Origin of the sequence: Exiguobacterium sp. SH5S13 (assembly GCF_004337085.1) — a bacterium.
GTDB classification, from domain to species: domain Bacteria; phylum Bacillota; class Bacilli; order Exiguobacteriales; family Exiguobacteriaceae; genus Exiguobacterium; species Exiguobacterium aurantiacum_A.
Genome location: NZ_SJUS01000004.1, coordinates 115653 through 134088, shown reverse-complemented (window position 1 = coordinate 134088; position 18436 = coordinate 115653). Strand labels below are relative to the sequence as shown.

Genomic DNA, 18436 nt, shown 5'->3' with positions numbered 1-18436 from the left:
GATGTCACCTACAATTCGATGTATTCATAGAGGAATGACGACTCGCCGTCAAAGAAACGCGGATCGTATAGACCGAGACGTTCATCCTCTTCGACGACGACAACGAACGGGGACCACTGTTTGAGCGTGATCGCTTCTTTATTCTCATCAAACAGCGGCGTCAAGTCGGCATCGTCCGCGCTCGTCAGCTCGTATTCGAGCTCAGGTGTCTGATAGATCGAGTCACTGAAGATCGAGACGGTCTCGTCCGTTTTCGTGACGACTGTGAACTGGGTCGGGATGAACGAGGCCGATAGTGCCACTTCTTCATGCTCGGCGGCGTACGTCTGATACAAGTACGCACCCTGCGCACTTTGAATCAAGACGTGGACAAGGATGGCTGCCCAAGCGTAGCGGTACACCGTATGCCGGACGTCCGCCCGACGCGCGACGAGCCAAGCGACGAGGAAAATCCCCCAATAGACGAAGTCAACGATCGGGATGACGCCGAACGTGACCCGGACGTCGGACAACGGTTCGAAATAACCGGTCCCCCAGGCGTTGAACAAATCGGCCGTATTGTGGATGAACACAGATAAGAGTGCCCACCAGAAATAGCGGACATCGGTCACGTTGAACAGCACGCGGACGAGTATGTAAATCAGTAACGCGAACAGCGGCACGAGGAAAATCGAGTGGGTGATGCCGCGATGCCACATCTGATACATCCCTTCCGTATCCCACAGCCGCGATATGACGTCACTGTCCGGAATCTGACTCCCGACGAGTGTTGTCACGAACAGCGCCCGCTTTTCATTTTTTTGTAGTTCACGCTTGTCGGCCGCCCCGTAGAGCGTCAAACCGAACAACGTATGTGTGATCGTATCCATGCAACACCTTCTTTCTGTTTTGAAAAGACATCCCCCTCATCGCGAGGCGGATGTCTGTCCATACTTTATTTCTCTTGGTCCATTTTCATGGCGCGTCTTGCGACGACGGCGACAAAAATGACAGCGACAATCGGAATGATCAAAGGCATCCAATTCAACATCCGCCTGTCCCCCTTCTACAAGTGTCGCAAGCAGTATATCACAGTTTCAAATCAATCGTTTTAGTGGATGCTCGCCTTGGCGTAACGGCCTGCCATCGACTCAATCGTTTCACGCATATGGTCGCGCAGCGTGACCGGTTCGAGCACCTCGACTTGCGTGCCGAGCGACAGGAGCCAGAAGACGAAACCGTCTGATACGGCCGCGTCGAAGCGGATGAGGAATCGTTCCTCTTCACGTGTGATCGATACATCTTCCCCGAGCTTGTCGAAGATGACCGGGAGCACCCGCTCATCGACGGCAAGAATGATCTCCTCATCGAGCCCGTTATACATGTTAAACGATTTTTGGAAGTAATCGTCCGCCAGATGATGCTTCAGGCGCGGCGTGTCGTCCTCGACGATTTCCGAATTGACGATGCGATCGACACGATAGTTGCGAATCTCCCCGATCGATTCGTCGATGCCGATCAAATAGTACTGCTCATGGTTCCAGTGTAGGTCGATCGGATTGACGACGTAGCGCTCGCCGTCACGGCGGAGCGGGAACGTGCGTTTCGTGACGTCAAAGCCGACGACGTCCGTGTATTGGAACGAGATCGCCTTCTGTTCTTGGATCGCCCGTTGGATGCGGTCGATATGGTACGGAATCTGTCCATGCTTTTTCTTCGGTGTCTTGATGATCGACTGGAGCGTCTCCGCTTCCGGGATGCTCGTCAGCTTCTGGAGCTTCTCGACGATACTTTCCGTCACATCTTCCGAGATGAACTTGGCCGCGACGATCGCATCGACCATCATGCGAAGCTCGTGAATTTCAAACAGACGGGCCGAATGCCAGTATTTTTTGGCGAGACCGTTCTTTTCAAGCTCATCCTGCACCTCGAACCCCGAATCGGTCAATGCTTGAATGTCGTCTTTCACCGATTTTTTTGCTAACTTAGAAGTATCTCCAATTGTCGATAAATATTCGAGCAAGTCTTCTAACGTCTTTGGATGATTGTCATCTGTGTGGCGTTCGAAAAACCGTCTCACCTCGAGTAACCGTTCTCGGTTGTTCACGGTTTAATCCCCTTTCAGTTCTCTATATGTATGATGTATAAACAGACATTATCATGTAATTTCCATGAAATAAAGTTATTTTCCATTACAATTCATTTAAGGAGGCGCACGCCGCTGTGAAACACTATGCCCATGTCAACGGCACGAAAATCGAATATATGGACCGCGGTCATGGTCCGGTCGTCATCTTGATTCATGGGACCCAATCGTCGAGTCTAGAACCGTACCATGTGGACCGTCTCGTCTTGTCCGGCTTCCGGGTCATTGTCCCATCACGGCCTGGATACGGTGAGACTCCGTACTCATTTTCGGCCACGCCGCAACAGTTCGCAGGACACTTACGGCGCTTGATGGAAGTCATGGCCATCGACCGCTATCACATCTACGGCATCTCGGCAGGTGGGCCAACGGCGATTGAGCTCGCTTCTAACAATGAGCGGACGGCGAGTTTGACGCTCGCTGCCGCCGTGACGAGCGTAGTCGACTTCCCGTACCGTGATTACGTCAGCCGAAACGTCGCCCAGCCCGCGTTCATCATGGCGCAATATGCGATGAAGTACTTCGTCTTTAAAGCGCTTCAAAAGCAACCGTTCGAGGCGACGGCGCGGATGATCGAATCGACGAGTCTGCTCGCGCTTGACGTCATCCGGGACGAAGTGACGCCGTACGATATCTTCTTATTGAAGCGGGTCGCGAGCCAGATGGCGTTCGGGCTCGGTGCCCAGTTCGATCTTAGGCAACGTGTCCCCGCCGAGGCGTTACGCGGGGTGACGTGTCCGACGTACATCGTCCATTCGAAGAACGACAAGGCCGTCCCGGTCCGGCATGCGTTCTACGCGAAGCGGCTTATCCCGCACGCCCAAATTATCATTTTGAACAGCCCCGGCCACTTGATTTGGATCGGCCGCCAAGCCCGGAAGAGCGAACAGCAGATCGAACGCTTCATCCGCTTCAACTCGTGAGACACCTTTAGTCAGGTGTCTTTTTTCAATCCGTCTCAAGCAGTTCAATCAACTCGTCCGTCACGTCAGCCGGGACGAGGTAAACCGTGTTCGTATCGTTTACGTTCATCAGGCTAGTCGGTTTACCAAATTCCCCAATCCAGACGTAATAGCGGTCTGTCTTATCACTCGTATATCGAACTTCCACATCATATTCGGGTGTCGCCATATTCACGATTCCTGGTTGTTCGTCAGCGTTTCGAATCATGTCCGCAAACACTTTGACGTCTTCGAGTCTGTCGTACGTGACGACGGCCCGCTCCTGGAACCGACCAAAGTCGACCGATTCAGCGATACGGACTTGCGCGATGTCTTCCGCAACCAGTTCGCTCGTTTCGCACCCTCCCATCAAGCCGACGGTCAAGGCCGCCAAACCTGTCATCCATTTATCCCGACGTTTCATCTAGTCTCACCTCCGCATGTTGTCTTGTATCTATACGAGAGACGCGTGTGATTGGTTTCATAGGGCAAAAAAAACCTTCTTATATACCGCTTCAGTCGTCAATCCCGAGCGTACGAATCAGCCGGTCCGTGACGTCCGCCGGCACTTTGTATACGAGATGCGTTTGCGAGACGTTCATCAGTACACTCGGTGACCCGACTCGACCGAGCCAAAGATAATAGCGTTCCACGTCATCGCCCTTGTAACGGATTTCGAGATCAAAATCCGGTTCATTGTGAATCGTTTCGCCCGTAAACTCATCAGCATTTCGAAGCATGTCCGCGAACACTTTAATGTCACTTAATCGATTCAACTCGATTAAAAATTGTTCACTGAATCGCGTCCTCCCTGAGGACTCAGCGATTTTCACCTGATCCATCTCTTCAGCGTCAATCGCCTTGAGTCGTTCTCTGCCATATCCATATGGCAACGTGATCCGCCTTACTTCTTTCATAAAATCAAACAGTCGGTCCACAATTACATCACTCCCAAGTTTATGATTATCCTTTCATACGCAAAAAGTGAGCGCTTGGTTTCACTTGCATTTCGGAATTATAATCTTCGTTTCTTCATGCTTCGTTCTAAAAAGATTGGCAACATGTTCAATCCAATCGAGATGCTCGTCAGTACCCACCAAGCTCGCCCCATGCCAGGTACGACATCCGCCAACGCACTCCAATCCTCCGCTTCGACCCAGACAGATAAATAGCTATAATCCGCGCACACCGTCAACGCGGTCAGCGACAAGGCAATCGCCATCGGCAGCTTGTAGTCTCTCCCGACACTGAACGTATACAAGTTGAACAGCGTCGCCGCAATCGCAAGTAATCCAAATATGATCCACATTGTCCTATCGTCTCCTATTGTTTGATATGTAAGTTATTACCTATTCCCAGAATAACACACGCAAGGAATGAAACAGTCGGATTTATAGGACAACAAAAAAGCCGGGCCGAAGCCCAGCTCTTCCTTATTGATACGTCCAACCTGTCAGACTTGCGACCGCACCCACGTAGCGCAACTGCTTCTCGAGCTCGCTCGGGAACACGCGGAGCGTGGCGACGGCCTCGCCGTCATTGACGAAGCATTCGACACTCGACGAGTCGACGAACACATGAAGTGATTCGACGGCGATCGTTTTCGTCCGTGTCGTTCCGAACTCGGTCGCGAACGGCTCACCGGCGTTCGTCCGGTCGATCGTCAATTCATGCGTCGCTGCATCATAACGGATGACGAGTGACTCATTCCCGACTTGAAGCAGGTCGAGCGTGAAGTCAGATCCGTCCGTTTTCAGCTCGAGCTCGTAACGGTCCGGTGTCGAAGTTTCAATCACCGTACCGGATGCGTTGACGAATTCGTCTTGGCGCAGCTTCGTCATCGCTTGCACCGGACGCTGTTTGAGCGCCCCGTCCTCGAGCGAGAGTTCACGCGGTAACGTCAAGGCGTGGGCCCAGCCGTAGCGGTCCGTCGGGTAGTCAATCTCCGGCAAACCCATCCAACCGACAAGTACACGGCGGCCTTCATGTTCGGTCGTCTGTGGTGCGTAGAAGTCGAACCCGAAATCGAGCTCTTCGAACGCGCCGTGTGTGAACGTCAACGTCTCGACGTCGAGTTTGCCGATCAAGAATCCAGACTGATAGATGTTGTGATAACGGTGGCCTTCCGGCTCGATGCCTTGTGGCGAGAAGACGAGGACGTGTTGACCGTTCAGTTCGAACACGTCGGGGCATTCCCACATGTAGCCGAACGGGTCGAGACCCGTTTTGACTTCGCCGAGGAACGTCCAGTCGTTCAAATCAGCTGAACGATACAAGACGACACATCCCGTCTCGTTATCACGCTGCGCTCCGACGATGGCGTAATAGACATCGTTCTCGAGCCACACTTTCGGGTCACGGAAATGTTCCGTGTACCCGGCCGGTACGTCCGGGATGGCGACGTTCCGGCGTTCGATCTTGCCGTCTCGTAGCACGCCGATGATTTGCGAGGCGTGACGCGTCCAGTCGTCCGTCCGGTGGTTGCCGGTGTACATGACGTGGAGTTCACCGTCCTTCACGAAGCCGCTGCCCGAATAGGCACCGTGTGAGTCTTCGGTCGTCTCCGGGACTAACGCCACCCCGCGGTCCGTCCACGTGACGAGATCGGGTGATGTGACATGATACCAATGCTTCAGACCGTGTACCGGTCCGAGCGGGAACCACTGATAAAACATGTGATACTCCCCGTTGTAATACGTGAATCCGTTCGGATCGTTCAGGAGTCCTGTCGGCGGTTGGATATGGTATCCGAACCGCCACGGGGAAGCGGCCGTCTTCGTGCGGAGCGTCTCCATCTCGAGGGCACTCACGTCACGTAACGAGCGGTAACGCTCTGCCTTCGTCCAACTCATACAATCACTTCCTTTTTCTTAAGCTGCTTGTTTGACTGCTTCTTTTTTCGCTTGGCGTTTCGCAAGGACGAACGTCAATCCGAATGCGACCGCGAACGAAATTGCCATGCCGATAATATACGACACGATCGATGCCGGTGCGATCGAGATGATCCCTGGAAGACCTGCCGCGCCGAGGGCGACGGCGAGGACTTCACGACCGACGATGAACGCCGAGGCGATCCCAGAACCGATGATGGCGGCGATGAACGGATAGCGTAGTTTCAAGTTGACCCCGAACATGGCCGGCTCAGTGATTCCTAACAGTGCCGAGATGCCTGATGCCGAAGCGACACCTTTCATCTTCTTATCGCGTGTCAAGAAGAAGACGGCAAGCGTAGCCGCGCCTTGGGCGACGTTTGACATGGCCGCGATCGGGAAGATGAACGAACCACCTGTGCGCGCGATGTCGGCGAGAAGCTGCGTCTCGATGGCGATAAAGCTGTGGTGCATCCCTGTGATGACGATTGGGGCGTACAAGAGACCCATGACGAGACCACCGAAGAAGCCGAGTGAGTCATACGTCCAAACGAGCGAATCGATGATCAAGTTACCTGCTTCACGCGTGATCGGTCCGACGAAGGCGAACGTGACGAACGCCGTGATGAGGAGTGTAAGCAGCGGTGTGAGCAAGATGTCGAGTGATACCGGCATGAATTTGCGGATGTTGATCTCAAGTTTCGATAAGATATAAGCCGATACGAGGACTGGTAACACTTGTCCTTGGTAACCAAGCTTCTCAATCTCAAAGCCGAGAATGTTCCAAACCGGGATGTCACCGACCGTCGCTTGTGCGTAGGCGTTGACGAGATCCGGGTGGACCATGATCATCCCGAGCGCGGCGCCGAGGTATGGGTTGCCCCCGAACCGCTTGGCGGCGGAGAACCCGATCAGGACGGGTAAGAAGACGAAGGCGGCGTTGGCGAACGTGTTGATCATCGCGGCGAGATCGGCGATACCAGGGTACTGGTCGATCAGCGAGCTGCCGTCGAAGAACAAATCAGGTGCCGTGAGCAAGTTGTTGATCCCCATCAAGAGACCGCCGGCGACGATGGCCGGGATGATCGGTACGAAAATATCAGATAGCATCTTGACGAACTGTTGGAGCGGGTTCATCTTCTTCGCCCCGGCCGACTTGACGTCGGTCGTTGACATGTCACCGAGACCTGTCAATTCGGCGAATTCGGCGTACACTTTGTTGACCGTACCTTGGCCGATGATGACCTGATACTGGCCGCCTGTCGAGAACGTTCCTTTGACGACGTCAAGTGCGTCGAGTTTTTTCTCATCGACTTTCGACTCGTCGTTTAGGACGAGGCGGAGCCGGGTCGCACAGTGGGCCGCGGCGGCGACGTTATCTTTTCCACCGACCGCCTCTAAAATCGCTTCTGCTTCTTGTCTGTAGTTCATTCTGATTTCCCTCCTAGCGCTTCAAGCACACGTTGTTGTGATGGTATGGCCGGAATCGCGCCGTAAGCGGTGCATGTAAGCGCGCCGGTCACGTTCGCATATTCGATATCCTTTAGTAAACGAGCGTCATCGACCCCGAGTGTCGCTAAGCGATACAAGTAGGCACCGACGAAGGCGTCACCCGCTCCCGTCGAATCGACGCTGTCAATCTTCACCGACGAAATCACGTTGTTGCCGTCTTTCGTGGCGATCAATGTCCCGCGCGAGCCGAGCGTGATGGCGATCCGTGTCGCACCTGTTTCGAGAAGTGACGCGACCGCTTGATTTAAATCGTCATGCCCGGTCAAAAGTTGCGCTTCCTCTTCGCTCAACTTCACAAAATCGGCTTCTCCGATAAAGTGGAGCGAGTCTTGTTTAAACGCGTCGATGTCTGTGACGAGCGCGTCCCGGTAGTTCGGGTCGAACGAGACGAACAAGCCGTCACGCTTGGCGAACTGTAACAGTTTGAAGTAAGCATTCTTCAACTCACCGTCTAGCAGTGCCGTCGCTGAACCGAAATGGACGATGTCACCTGGCTTGAACGCGGTCAAGTCGATCGCTTCGAACGCATAGTCGCCGTCACTCCCACGACGGAACGTGAAGTCGCGCTCCCCGTCCGCTTGGATCGAGACGAAAGCGAACGTCGTGTCACCCTGTTCGACTAGATTCTCGACGCCGACGCCGTTGTCGACGAGCGTCTGTTTTAAAAATTGTCCGAACGGGTCGGCTCCGACCTGTCCGAGAAAACTTGAGCGTCCCCCATGTTTACTGACGACGGCGGCCACGTTCGCCGGTGCGCCACCTGCTTTCTTCACGAACGTCGTCCCATTGACGAGATCGCTCGACGCGTCTTCACAAACCCAATCAATCAATAGTTCACCAATGCAATGTACGGTGTTCATCCGTCCACCTCCATGTTTGAATGTATTGCTTCGTATCATTTATCGAACCGGTTCCATAAACAAATAAAAAATGTTGCGGAACCGGTTCCGCAACACAAATGTAAACGATTTAATTCAACATGTCAACGCTTTCTCGCAATTTTAATTCAAAAGTTGTGAACGTTTTCATCGGGGTGGCTTCACCTGTCAGCAACTGGAGGATCATGTCAGCCGCACGAGACCCGGTCCGTCGATATGGAAGGTGAACCGTCGTCAGCGATGGATGCAATACTTCTGTGAAATCATACCCACCGAAACCGCTGACCGAGATGTCGTCCGGCACTCGTTTGCCGCCGTTCGCTAACCCTTTCAAGACACCTAGCGCGATGTTGTCGGTCGCACAAACGACGAGCGTCGCGTCCGTCACGTCGGTCGCGAGCTGCTCACCGATCGGAATGGCGTCGTCGATTCTGAACGTCGTCGTCATCGAACGGACGATGGCGCCAGCTTCATTGAACGCTCTCAAAAATCCGTCACGACGGGCTTGTCCGACGGCGATATCATCCTCTGCCACTCCGACATAGATGATGTCCCGGTGCCCCCACTCCATGAACTGTTGCCCGAGCGCATAAGCCGACTCATTGTCCGGGTAGACGAGGCTATGCACGCTATCGTGCTGCTGACCGATCAACAGGACCGGGATTTGAATCGCTTCGATCGCCTGTAGATGCGCTGGCGTCACGGTCGTCCCGAGCCAAATGATGCCGGCCACTTTTTGTTTGGCCAAGTTATACAGTTGCTCGATCTCACGCTCGGTCTGTTGGGCCGTGTTGACGACGAGCATCTGATAGCCATGCTCGGTCAAGCGTTCGTCAATCCCCATCATCGTCCTTGAAGCCGCGTACGAATCGAGCCGTGGGACGATGACGCCGATCATTTTCGTCTGCTTCGACTTCAAACTTTGGGCGAACTGGTTCGGTTCATATTTCGTCTCACGGATGACCCGCTCGATTTTTTCGCGGGTAGCCTTCCCGACCGATCCACCGTTCAAATAGCGGGAGACGGTACTTTTGGCGACCCCGGCGAGCTTGGCAATATCATTGATCGTCACTTGTTTCATCTCAAAACCTCCATACGAAAAAACTGACGCGCTAGACGCCGTCAGTTCAGTGGTTCATCACGTATCGTTTTTTAAAGTTTAAATAATAAAGTCCGTTGCGTTTCTCGAAGCCGTTCTTTTCAAGGACGCGACGCATCGCATCTTTATGTGGACTCGTCGGCGGAATGCCGGCGCGGACGGTATGACCGTCTTTTAAATCGGATTGCTCAAGCGCGAGGCGCAATCCTTCTGTCGCATAACCTTTATCTTTATACGGGTCAAACACCATCAAATCGAGCTGATAGACGCGAGCAAGCTTGAGAAGCAGTACTTTACCGACGATTTGTCCGTCTTGAACGAGGTCGAAGTAAAAGTCCTCCCCATAACTATGTTCGTCGGCCGTGTATACATGCTCGGCCCCCATCTCGACGAAAATACCTTTTAATTCTTCGGCTGAGATGCCGTAAGAGCTTTGACCATATTTCTGAAAATGTTCATATTCGATCTCATCGATCTGGCGAATAGGTTGACGCACGATTTTCATCCCGTGCCCTCCTTAACAGTTATTCCAACGTCTTTCCAAACTCATTATATACGAAGCGCGTCACGAAGCGCAAAAGATAACCTAAATCAGACCGGTTCGATATGAATGTGGACTGAATCGACGGCGTGGTGTTTATCGAGTTCCCGTTCGATATCGTCACAAAGCGTGTGGGCCTCGTCGACGGTCAAGGCACCGTCAACGGCGATCGTCACGTCGAGCATGACGTGGTTACCGAGATGCCGGCCTTTGATCTCCCGAACTTCTTTGACGGTATCGAAATGTTGAATCGTCTCTTCATAAGACTCGACGAGATCAGGCGGGAACCCGTCAGACAGTTGATGCGTCGCATCGAGAAAGATTTGGATGGCGGTGCGGATGATGAGTCCGGCGATGACGACCGCGAGCACTGTATCCATCCACGGCAGCTTAAAGTAAGCGAACAAGACGCCGAGCGTCGCACCGATCGAGATCAAGGCGTCGGCCAAATTGTCTTTCGCGGCCGCTTTCAGCGCGAGTGATTTGGTCTGTTTCGCCAAGTTCAAATTGTAGCGATGGACACCGTACATGACGATCGCACTAAAGAATGCGACGACGGCGGCGAGCGGGTTCGGCTCGACGTAGACACCGGCGAGCAGATTGGCGATGCTGTTCAATAACACGAACAACCCGACCGCGACCATGATGAGCGAAGCGACGAGCGCGGCAATCGTCTCCATCTTCGCATGGCCATACTTATGTTCAGCATCCCGCGGCGTTGCCGCCACACGAATCCCGATATAGACGGCAATTGATGCGATGACGTCGGTCGTATTGTTGAAACCGTCGGCGAGCACGGCTTCCGAATTGTAAATATAGCCGAAGACGACTTTGAGAACAGATAAAATCAAATAAGTCGTGATTGATAAAATGGCTCCTTTGAGCGCTTTTGGTGGATGATTTGTCGAATGCATCCGCCCACCTCCTTTTTAGCTAAGTTAGTATACCAGTTGTTCTTCGTGTGGGCATAGAGAAACAGTGTTTCCCGAAGTCAAAATAAATGGAATATATTCCCGGTAGTTTCGTCTTCCGAAAATTATGGTAAAGTAAACAAGAAGAGACCCTTGTGGTTAAACCGTAAAAGAGGTGAAAGATATGTTCACAGAACGTGATGGTATTAAACTTCGTTTGGAACAAATTGACAGATTGTTATCCGATTTGAATCGTGAAGCGAAACAATTGATGGTACGCTTACGCGAACTTGATGCGAGTGGTGAGAGCCCACAAGAAGCGTCACTTAAGCCAGAAGATCGTGATACGCTCAAAACGTCGATCGATGAGACGCTCGAAGCGCTCCAAACCCGCTCGAAACGCCCGATCAACCCGAACGATGAGAAAAAGAAAGAACTCGCCTCGAACAAGGCGCTCATCGACGAGTTGTCAGATCTACTCAGTAAGAAAAAATGAGACGCCACCGCGTCTCATTTTTTAAGTAAGGAGATTAAATGATGTATATCGTCACAACTTGTCTACGGCCGACTGAAGCAATCATTCATAAAGCAAACGAGCACTCATTGCTACACGATGTGCCGTTCGTCTCGCGGCGAAAGCATTCAATCGAGACGTTGATGAGCCGGCACGGTGCCGCCGTCCTCGTTTTCGATAAGCGCCGCGTTGAGTATACGCCGCTCGGCGCCAAAGAGCCGTTCTTCTTCCATCCATCAAGCTCGGTCTTCCGTGTCAAGCAACTGCTTCGTGATGGCAACGACCCACTGATCGATGCGGCCGACATTCAACTCGGAGACCGCGTGCTCGATTGTACACTCGGACTCGGTTCCGACAGTATCGTCATGAGCCACGCCGTCGGCCCGAGCGGTCGCGTCGTCGGCCTCGAGAGCGAATTCATCACAGCGACACTCGTCAAAGAAGGCATGTCGGTCTGGGAAGAGAAAGAGAACGCTTTGAATGAAGCGATGCGACGCATCGAGGTCGTTTGGACCGACGCCCTCACTTATTTGAAAAATTGTGCGGATGACGAATTTGAGGTCGTCTATTTCGATCCGATGTTCGAAAAAACGATTTCAGAATCAGTTCATCTGAACCCGTTACGAGCGTTGGCAAACGAAGCGCAGTTGTCAGATGAACTGATTTCAGAAGCCAAACGCGTTGCGAAAAACAGAATTGTCCTAAAAGCACATTTTGAGAGCCCGGCATTCGAAAAGTATGGATTTAAGCGACTTTCACGCAAAACTTCGAAGTTCCATTATGGATATATCGACTGAGAGACTCGTTCGGATTAGGTATTTTGACTTAATCGGGACGAAAGTCTCTTTTTTCTTATTTTTCATAATTATTATTTTCTGAATATTGACATTAATCAGACAAAAGTTTAACGTTTACATCAAGCTCACACAATTTCCCATTATTTTTACAGGAGGTCAGTCCAAATGAAAAAACGTTCCATCCGTCGTACGACGCTCGCCGTCGCGCTGACATCGGTCATGAGCGTCAGTGCGATCCCGGCCGTCGGTGCCGCTCCACTTGCCGCTTCACCGTTACCAACCGCAACAAATACTGCCCCATTCGATCACAACATCATCGATGAGGATCGACTCGCCAAAGCGCTCGAAAAGCGTGGCGTCATCAAAAAAGGGCTTTCAACGAAAGAGCGACAGAAAGCCGTCGACGCGTATATTAAAAAGAAGCAAGGTACAGCGCAAGATGCCCACGATCACAAACATGATGACAAATTGAATGACAAAGCGGCGAAAGCGAAAGAGAAGATACATAACCAATTCGAAAAAGAATCGAAACGTCTCCTCGACAAAGCGAAAAAAGGTCAAGGCAATTATCGAAAAGGCAAACCGAATGGCCAAATCAAAGTTGATCCGGCCAAAGCAACGGGCTATAACGGTGCGGTTCGTGAAGACAAAGTGCTCGTCCTCCTCGTCGAGTACAGCGACTTCAAACATAACAACATTGTCCAAGATCCCGGTTATATGTATAGCGACAATTTCAGCAAAGAACACTACGAGCAGTATATGTTCGGTGATAAGTCGTTCGAACTGTTCAACGGTGAGAAAGTTCAGACGTTCAAACAGTATTATGAAGAACAGTCTGGCGGCAGCTACACGGTCGACGGTACCGTCTCTGAATGGTTGACCGTACCAGGTACGGCGAAAGACTACGGCGGTGACAATCCGGCCGGCGGGAATGACAACATTGGTCCAGGTCCCCGTCAACTCGTCAAAGACACGTTGAATGCGGCGGTCGCTTCAGGAATGGACCTCGCCGAATACGATGAGTATGACTTGTATGACCTCGACGGCGACGGCGACTTCAACGAACCGGACGGCTTGGTCGATCACTTGATGATCATTCATGCTGGTACCGGCCAAGAAGCGGGCGGCGGTGTCCTCGGTGACGACGCGGTCTGGTCACACCGTTGGGTACTAGATGGCGTATATGGCGTGGAGAACACGACGGCTGACGTCCCATATTGGGGCGGTAAAATGGCCGCATACGATTACACGATCCAACCTGAAGACGGAGCGGTCGGCGTATTCGCCCACGAATTCGGTCATGACCTCGGTCTTCCTGACGAATATGACACGCAGTACACAGGCCAAGGCGAGCCGGTCCAATCATGGTCGATCATGAGCGGCGGCAGCTGGGCTGGTAAAGTGGCAGGAACGGAGCCGACGAGCTTCTCGCCACAAAACAAGGAATACTTCCAAAAATTGATGGGCGGCAACTGGGCCAACATCACGGAAGTCGATCTTGAAGACATCACCCAGCAAGGTTTCGTCTCGAAACTCGATCAATCGGTGACGAAATCGAACAACCCAGGGTTGTTGAAAGTGAACCTTCCGGACAAGAAAGTGAAAGGTATTGAACCTGAGTTCGGACAGTACTACTACTACTCGACAAAAGGTGATAACTTGCACACTGAACTCGTGACACCAAGCGTCAAGCTCGGTGCTGACGGCACACTCGCCTTCGATACACGGTTCGAGATCGAATATGATTACGACTACTTGTACGTCAAAGCACTGAGCGGCGGCAAAGAAGTCGTCCTTGACGTCTACGGCGACGACAACACCGGTAACGGTGCCGAGTCGACGAACGGCGCGTGGGTGAACAAATCGTACGACTTGTCACAGTTCGCCGGTCAAGACGTCCAGATCGTGTTCGAATACGTGACGGACGGCGGGCTCGCCCTCGAAGGATTCGCCCTCGACAACTTGGCGATCACGTCAGGCGGACAGACGCTTCTCGCAGATGACGCGGAAGGCGCTGAGGCGGTCACGCTCGACGGCTTCGTCAAGTCGGACGGTTATGACACGAAACCGCACTACTACTACCTCGAATGGCGTAACCACGCAGGCGCTGACACGGGTCTCTTGAACGGCCGTGGCGTCAAGTACAACACCGGTCTCGTCGTCTGGTATGCTGATGACTCGTTCTCGGACAACTGGGTCGGTATCCACCCGGGTGAAGGTTTCCTCGGAGTCGTTGACTCACATCCAGAGGCGATTGTCGGTAACTTGAACGGCAAAGAAACGGTTTCAGGCAGCACGCGTTACCAAATCGCGGACGCGGCGTTCAGTTTAGACAAAACGCTCGCTTGGTACCTCGATTCTCCGAGCCGCGGAATTTACGATTACAAGGCGCAATCTGGCGTGAAACAGTTCAATGACGCCAATACGTACATCAACTCGCTCATCCCGGATGCGGGCCGTAAGCTTCCACAATACGGACTCGTCGTCGACGTCGTCGGCGAAGCGAAAGACAATTCGGCTGGAGCTGTTTGGGTCCGGACGAAGTAAGCATGATTTGTTTGACCCTCGCCCTTCTCATCAAGAGAAGAACGGGGGTCTTATTATTCTAAAAAAGCTTGAATTTTCAATCGAGACTGTGTAACATACTAGTTGTAACGCCTCTGTAGGTTAGTGGCAGACCTCAGCAATGGTAATGCTGCAGCACGAGTTCGATTCTCGTCGGAGGCATCAAATATCCCGCTCAACCAAGCGGTTCACGGCACTTCCTGTATCTTGCAGGAGGTGCCTTTTATTTATCCGTGGACAGTTTGTGCACACTTGGCGTTTGTCGAACGATTCCGATTGATGTCGAATGAATCAGATATCCCTGACAGAATGTTCGTCCATCAACATCCAAAACGTATCGGCCGTCTGTTTCTGGAACGACATTATTATTTGCTTATACGTGACCTCTTTGTAATGCGATGTCACGTATTGAATTGTAGCCATGAATGTAACTTTGACAGACGACAAAAAACGCCCCTAAGGACGCTTATTTGCTCATTTGATGCATTCTCTAATCTTTTCTAAACTCTTAACTAGTCATTCAATTTGTTTTCTTTAGCTTGATAGCTTTCTTTAGAAGTGAAAAAGAATATGATAGACAATATAAAAAGTGCTACTGGGAATGTTACTAAAGAAGGATTAAATTTAACAGAACTAATAGCATATTCTCCATACAAATAAATTGTCATCCATAAAGAGCAACACAATAAAATCACTGCTGATATATTTTTCATATTCCCCCCACCTTTCAAGTGATATTATAACCGATTTCTCGATCCACTTTCGGCTGCTTCCGAAAATAGACAACATTATTATTTCGAAACCGCCATTAAAATTACATATTGGTGTCTAATTACAATTAGATACTTCATTTAACAAATATGGGTATATGTAGTATAGGTGCTACAATATACGTGATGATTCGAAAGGAGTTTAGATGATGGAAAATCTATTCAATGGACTGATGGGTGTCGTCCTCATCGCGGGAGTGATCGCCGGCATCGCCCGGCATGACTTCAGGAAACGCAAGAACGAGTATATGGACACCGTTGAAAGAAAGAACAAATATAAGCGGACCACGCGGAGAATCGACCTGACGCTCGCCGCCTCGGTCATCTTGATGTTCGCGCTGTTCTACTTCGAACCGAACGTTCCGAAAAGTCCCGCCTCACAACAAGGCCCAGTCGTCGCCGATACGAGTGGCGAGACGTTGCCAGAGGGCGTGTATGGACCGGGAACATATAAGGTGGGTGCCGACATCCCAGCGGGCGAGTACAAGCTTGCGGCCGTCGAGTCGGACTATCGCGGCTATTACGAGGTGAAGGACGATATGTCGTCGGACGGCGGCATCCTCTCGAACTCGTTATTTGACGGTACGGAGTACGTGGAAGTACAATCTGGCGAGTATTTGAGCGTGACTCGCGCGACGTTTACTCTCGTTGCACAGTCATCCTCAATCAAATCAGATCCAGAGACAAAAGTTGATGAAGAGGCGCCTGTAGAAAAATCTACAGAATCCGACATACCTTATCCATTTGCCAGCACACAAGCCGAAGCCGACTTCTTCACAGCGATCGGTCTCACGCTCGAAAATGGCATTGCCACCATGCGAGACGCTTCCTCAATGAGTCGGGTATGCGGCAAAGTATGTCCTGACGTGCCAGGTAGCGATTGGGGACTTCAGCTTGAACCAATGAATCAAGAAGTTTTCGAGTTAGACCACACCCTTTACGACTTCGCCCGCTCACTGAAAGATATCCCGGAAGGCAGTTCGCCGAATATCGACTTCGAAGAGCGCGACATACTCGTCAAGGACATGGAACGGATGAGTGAGTATATCTCCCTCCTTATGACCCATAACGATTGGGCAACATGGCAAGAAGCTTGGGACAAGATGGAAGAAGCAAATCTTTTGATAGAAAAGATGTATGCAACCGAAGTATACACAGTCCCACGCTAAGTAAAACTACTGATTTCGTGCACAATTTTGTGCACACTTACCTCGAATGCACAGGTGGATTCACAATTTTGTTCACCAAATTCTTACAGCGATTTCACTAGAATCAGCGTGGTTGACGTATCGTTCGATTTCGTTCCGTCCCTATGTTTTCCCAAAATAGAAATGGTAATGCTGCAGCACGAGTTCGATTCTCGTCGGAGGCATCAACTGAATCCGTTTTACGGAGCGATAAAAAGCACTTTCTCGAAAAATAGAGAAAGTGCTTTTTATTGTATCTAATCCGATTTGATATTCCAATAAATGGTATAATGAGCAGATACATACCTAAAGGAGACTAGATATGAAACGTTTCATCACACTACTAGCTGCCGTCGCCTTGTTGGCCTCTTGTACCCAAGAGACAACGGATCGTCCGATTGACTCACCACCAAAGAATGAAAATATCGTGATCGATGTATCTGAGACGCAACCCTTCTCCGAACCTGTCCCGACCGAAAAAGAAGTCTCGATATTTTTAGGCTATCTCCAGTCATTGAGCAGTGATACGCTCGGTGCGCTGCGTCAATCCGAGCAATCCACCTTCGCCTGTGGGACGTCTTGTGAAGACCGTCCGCTCGAAGAAATCTCTACTCAAATCGACAGTAACCGGGAAGAGCTTGAATCAATCCGTGCCGATATTGATGAAATTCTTCCGGCGCTTGACCACCTTGTGTCATCTGACGTATCAGGAATCGACCGTGAAGGACTGACCAACGTATTGAACGAATTCACATCCGTGAGTGAGGCGTTGACGCAGTTTTTAGAAGCTGACGATTGGTCATTTTGGGAAGAAGCCCGGACCCAATTGAATAGCATGTCATCGACCATAAAAGGCATCGCTATTTATCTAAGTGGTGTGTGACATTATATCAACTACATAGGCTGCTCTCATCCAAACTCGGATGAGGACTTTTTTCTTACAGTCATGGATACTGTCTTGACACGTTTACGGTTCCTCTATAAACTTGAAAAGTTGAATTGAATGATTTTTTTGGAAGGAGCATGACAGATGCTGAATGAATGGTTATGGATCCCTTCTGCCCTGCTCACGCTCGGTCTGCTCGTCCTCAGCTATAAACTGTTCGGACGGGTCGGACTGTACGCCTGGATCGCGATGGCCTCGGTCGTCGCCAACATCCAAGTGACGCAGCAGATTGTGATTGGTGGTTTCATCTTCACACTCGGGAACATCGTCTACGGTTCCCTTTATTTAGCGACAGACATCTTGAACGAGAAACATGGCCGTCACGCCGCCCGCAAAGGCGTCTGGCTCGGCTTCTTCATCTTGATCGTCTCGACGGTACTCATGCAGTTCGCCTTGCTTTACGAACCGTTCGAAGAAGCGCTCTACATGCATGAGAGCTTCAAGGCGTTGTTCTCGATGCTCCCGCTCATCACGCTCGGCAGTCTCGCGGCGTACCTCGTCTCGCAACTGTTCGACGTCTTCATCTATTCGAAGATTCGGGCGAAAACGGGTGAGAAGAAACTGTGGCTCCGGACGACTGGATCGACGGTCGTCTCACAGTTGATCGATACGCTCACGTTCTGTACGATCGCCTTTTGGGGAATGGAATGGGATATCTGGTGGAACATCTTCGTCACGACGTATGTCGCGAAGTTCATCATCGCTTGGATGGCCACGCCGTTCATGTATTATGCGAAACGGACCGAACCACAAGACGACGAGACGGAAAAAGCAGCCTAA

18 protein-coding genes and 1 tRNA gene are annotated in these 18436 nt (G+C 51.3%); 8 read left to right on the top strand and 11 right to left on the bottom strand.

The features are described 5' to 3' along the window. Window positions 1-8: 8 nt before the first annotated feature. On the bottom strand, window positions 9-869 hold the full coding sequence (locus tag EVJ30_RS04180) for a metal-dependent hydrolase (protein WP_131457661.1): 861 nt from the start codon (window positions 867-869) through the stop codon (window positions 9-11). A gap of 221 nt (window positions 870-1090) precedes the next feature. Beyond that, window positions 1091-2086, bottom strand: a complete 996-nt coding sequence (locus EVJ30_RS04175; protein WP_071397464.1) for a helix-turn-helix transcriptional regulator — start codon at window positions 2084-2086, stop codon at window positions 1091-1093. 116 nt (window positions 2087-2202) lie between these two features. Between EVJ30_RS04175 and EVJ30_RS04170 the strand changes: the two genes are divergently transcribed. Beyond that, complete coding sequence (locus tag EVJ30_RS04170; RefSeq protein ID WP_131468089.1) at window positions 2203-3048, top strand: alpha/beta fold hydrolase; 846 nt, start codon at window positions 2203-2205, stop codon at window positions 3046-3048. 25 nt (window positions 3049-3073) lie between these two features. Here EVJ30_RS04170 and EVJ30_RS04165 read toward each other — a convergent pair whose 3' ends face one another. The 9 genes from EVJ30_RS04165 to EVJ30_RS04125 form a co-directional block, all read right to left on the bottom strand. Further along, window positions 3074-3490, bottom strand: coding sequence for a YhfM domain-containing protein (locus EVJ30_RS04165; RefSeq protein WP_236634085.1), 417 nt, complete (start codon window positions 3488-3490; stop codon window positions 3074-3076). A gap of 91 nt (window positions 3491-3581) precedes the next feature. Continuing rightward, window positions 3582-3983, bottom strand: a complete 402-nt coding sequence (locus tag EVJ30_RS04160) for a YhfM domain-containing protein (RefSeq protein WP_236635980.1) — start codon at window positions 3981-3983, stop codon at window positions 3582-3584. Between the two features lie 98 nt (window positions 3984-4081). Beyond that, window positions 4082-4375: a hypothetical protein gene (locus EVJ30_RS04155; RefSeq protein ID WP_131457657.1), complete on the bottom strand. Its 294-nt coding sequence runs from the start codon at window positions 4373-4375 to the stop codon at window positions 4082-4084. A 124-nt stretch (window positions 4376-4499) separates the two neighbouring features. Further along, window positions 4500-5918 carry a glycoside hydrolase family 32 protein gene (locus EVJ30_RS04150; protein WP_131457656.1) on the bottom strand — a complete coding sequence of 473 codons (1419 nt, stop codon included), beginning with the start codon at window positions 5916-5918 and terminating at the stop codon, window positions 4500-4502. Between the two features lie 18 nt (window positions 5919-5936). Further along, window positions 5937-7367 (bottom strand): sucrose-specific PTS transporter subunit IIBC, encoded by a 1431-nt coding sequence (locus EVJ30_RS04145; RefSeq protein WP_070327302.1) that lies wholly within the window; start codon window positions 7365-7367, stop codon window positions 5937-5939. Beyond that, window positions 7364-8308: a carbohydrate kinase family protein gene (locus tag EVJ30_RS04140; RefSeq protein WP_131457655.1), complete on the bottom strand. Its 945-nt coding sequence runs from the start codon at window positions 8306-8308 to the stop codon at window positions 7364-7366. Before EVJ30_RS04140 ends, EVJ30_RS04145 begins: the two co-directional genes overlap by 4 nt. 109 nt (window positions 8309-8417) lie before the next feature. Continuing rightward, complete coding sequence (locus EVJ30_RS04135) at window positions 8418-9407, bottom strand: LacI family DNA-binding transcriptional regulator (RefSeq protein WP_131440597.1); 990 nt, start codon at window positions 9405-9407, stop codon at window positions 8418-8420. A gap of 46 nt (window positions 9408-9453) precedes the next feature. Next, a complete protein-coding gene (locus EVJ30_RS04130; RefSeq protein ID WP_070327305.1) occupies window positions 9454-9930 on the bottom strand; it encodes a GNAT family N-acetyltransferase in 477 nt (158 codons plus the stop codon). 86 nt (window positions 9931-10016) lie between these two features. Then, on the bottom strand, window positions 10017-10880 hold the full coding sequence (locus EVJ30_RS04125) for a cation diffusion facilitator family transporter (protein ID WP_131468087.1): 864 nt from the start codon (window positions 10878-10880) through the stop codon (window positions 10017-10019). 181 nt (window positions 10881-11061) lie between these two features. Between EVJ30_RS04125 and EVJ30_RS04120 the strand changes: the two genes are divergently transcribed. From EVJ30_RS04120 to EVJ30_RS04090, 7 genes are all read left to right on the top strand, one after another. Beyond that, window positions 11062-11373, top strand: coding sequence for a hypothetical protein (locus EVJ30_RS04120; protein WP_070327307.1), 312 nt, complete (start codon window positions 11062-11064; stop codon window positions 11371-11373). A 41-nt stretch (window positions 11374-11414) separates the two neighbouring features. Then, window positions 11415-12188, top strand: a complete 774-nt coding sequence (locus EVJ30_RS04115) for a class I SAM-dependent methyltransferase (protein WP_236635979.1) — start codon at window positions 11415-11417, stop codon at window positions 12186-12188. 165 nt (window positions 12189-12353) lie between these two features. After that, window positions 12354-14735, top strand: a complete 2382-nt coding sequence (locus tag EVJ30_RS04110; RefSeq protein WP_131468083.1) for an immune inhibitor A domain-containing protein — start codon at window positions 12354-12356, stop codon at window positions 14733-14735. 109 nt (window positions 14736-14844) lie between these two features. Then, window positions 14845-14915, top strand: a tRNA-Thr gene (locus EVJ30_RS04105). Between the two features lie 757 nt (window positions 14916-15672). Continuing rightward, a complete protein-coding gene (locus tag EVJ30_RS04100) occupies window positions 15673-16692 on the top strand; it encodes an Rv1352/Rv1906c domain-containing protein (RefSeq protein WP_131465105.1) in 1020 nt (339 codons plus the stop codon). A gap of 340 nt (window positions 16693-17032) precedes the next feature. After that, entirely contained in the window at window positions 17033-17593 is a 561-nt protein-coding gene (locus EVJ30_RS04095) for a hypothetical protein (protein ID WP_131468081.1), read from the top strand. A 147-nt stretch (window positions 17594-17740) separates the two neighbouring features. Beyond that, on the top strand, window positions 17741-18436 hold the full coding sequence (locus EVJ30_RS04090; RefSeq protein WP_070327311.1) for a queuosine precursor transporter: 696 nt from the start codon (window positions 17741-17743) through the stop codon (window positions 18434-18436).

What these genes read in the sequence shown, in the direction of transcription:
- EVJ30_RS04160 (WP_236635980.1), bottom strand. Translation starts at nt 3,983, where the DNA reads ATGAAAGAAGTAAGGCGGATCACGTTGCCATATGGATATGGCAGAGAA.
- EVJ30_RS04120 (WP_070327307.1), top strand. Translation starts at nt 11,062, where the DNA reads ATGTTCACAGAACGTGATGGTATTAAACTTCGTTTGGAACAAATTGAC.
- EVJ30_RS04155 (WP_131457657.1), bottom strand. Translation starts at nt 4,375, where the DNA reads ATGTGGATCATATTTGGATTACTTGCGATTGCGGCGACGCTGTTCAAC.
- EVJ30_RS04165 (WP_236634085.1), bottom strand. Translation starts at nt 3,490, where the DNA reads ATGAAACGTCGGGATAAATGGATGACAGGTTTGGCGGCCTTGACCGTC.
- EVJ30_RS04135 (WP_131440597.1), bottom strand. Translation starts at nt 9,407, where the DNA reads ATGAAACAAGTGACGATCAATGATATTGCCAAGCTCGCCGGGGTCGCC.
- EVJ30_RS04180 (WP_131457661.1), bottom strand. Translation starts at nt 869, where the DNA reads ATGGATACGATCACACATACGTTGTTCGGTTTGACGCTCTACGGGGCG.
- EVJ30_RS04110 (WP_131468083.1), top strand. Translation starts at nt 12,354, where the DNA reads ATGAAAAAACGTTCCATCCGTCGTACGACGCTCGCCGTCGCGCTGACA.
- EVJ30_RS04090 (WP_070327311.1), top strand. Translation starts at nt 17,741, where the DNA reads ATGCTGAATGAATGGTTATGGATCCCTTCTGCCCTGCTCACGCTCGGT.
- EVJ30_RS04100 (WP_131465105.1), top strand. Translation starts at nt 15,673, where the DNA reads ATGGAAAATCTATTCAATGGACTGATGGGTGTCGTCCTCATCGCGGGA.
- EVJ30_RS04150 (WP_131457656.1), bottom strand. Translation starts at nt 5,918, where the DNA reads ATGAGTTGGACGAAGGCAGAGCGTTACCGCTCGTTACGTGACGTGAGT.
- EVJ30_RS04095 (WP_131468081.1), top strand. Translation starts at nt 17,033, where the DNA reads ATGAAACGTTTCATCACACTACTAGCTGCCGTCGCCTTGTTGGCCTCT.
- EVJ30_RS04130 (WP_070327305.1), bottom strand. Translation starts at nt 9,930, where the DNA reads ATGAAAATCGTGCGTCAACCTATTCGCCAGATCGATGAGATCGAATAT.
- EVJ30_RS04145 (WP_070327302.1), bottom strand. Translation starts at nt 7,367, where the DNA reads ATGAACTACAGACAAGAAGCAGAAGCGATTTTAGAGGCGGTCGGTGGA.
- EVJ30_RS04125 (WP_131468087.1), bottom strand. Translation starts at nt 10,880, where the DNA reads ATGCATTCGACAAATCATCCACCAAAAGCGCTCAAAGGAGCCATTTTA.
- EVJ30_RS04115 (WP_236635979.1), top strand. Translation starts at nt 11,415, where the DNA reads ATGTATATCGTCACAACTTGTCTACGGCCGACTGAAGCAATCATTCAT.
- EVJ30_RS04140 (WP_131457655.1), bottom strand. Translation starts at nt 8,308, where the DNA reads ATGAACACCGTACATTGCATTGGTGAACTATTGATTGATTGGGTTTGT.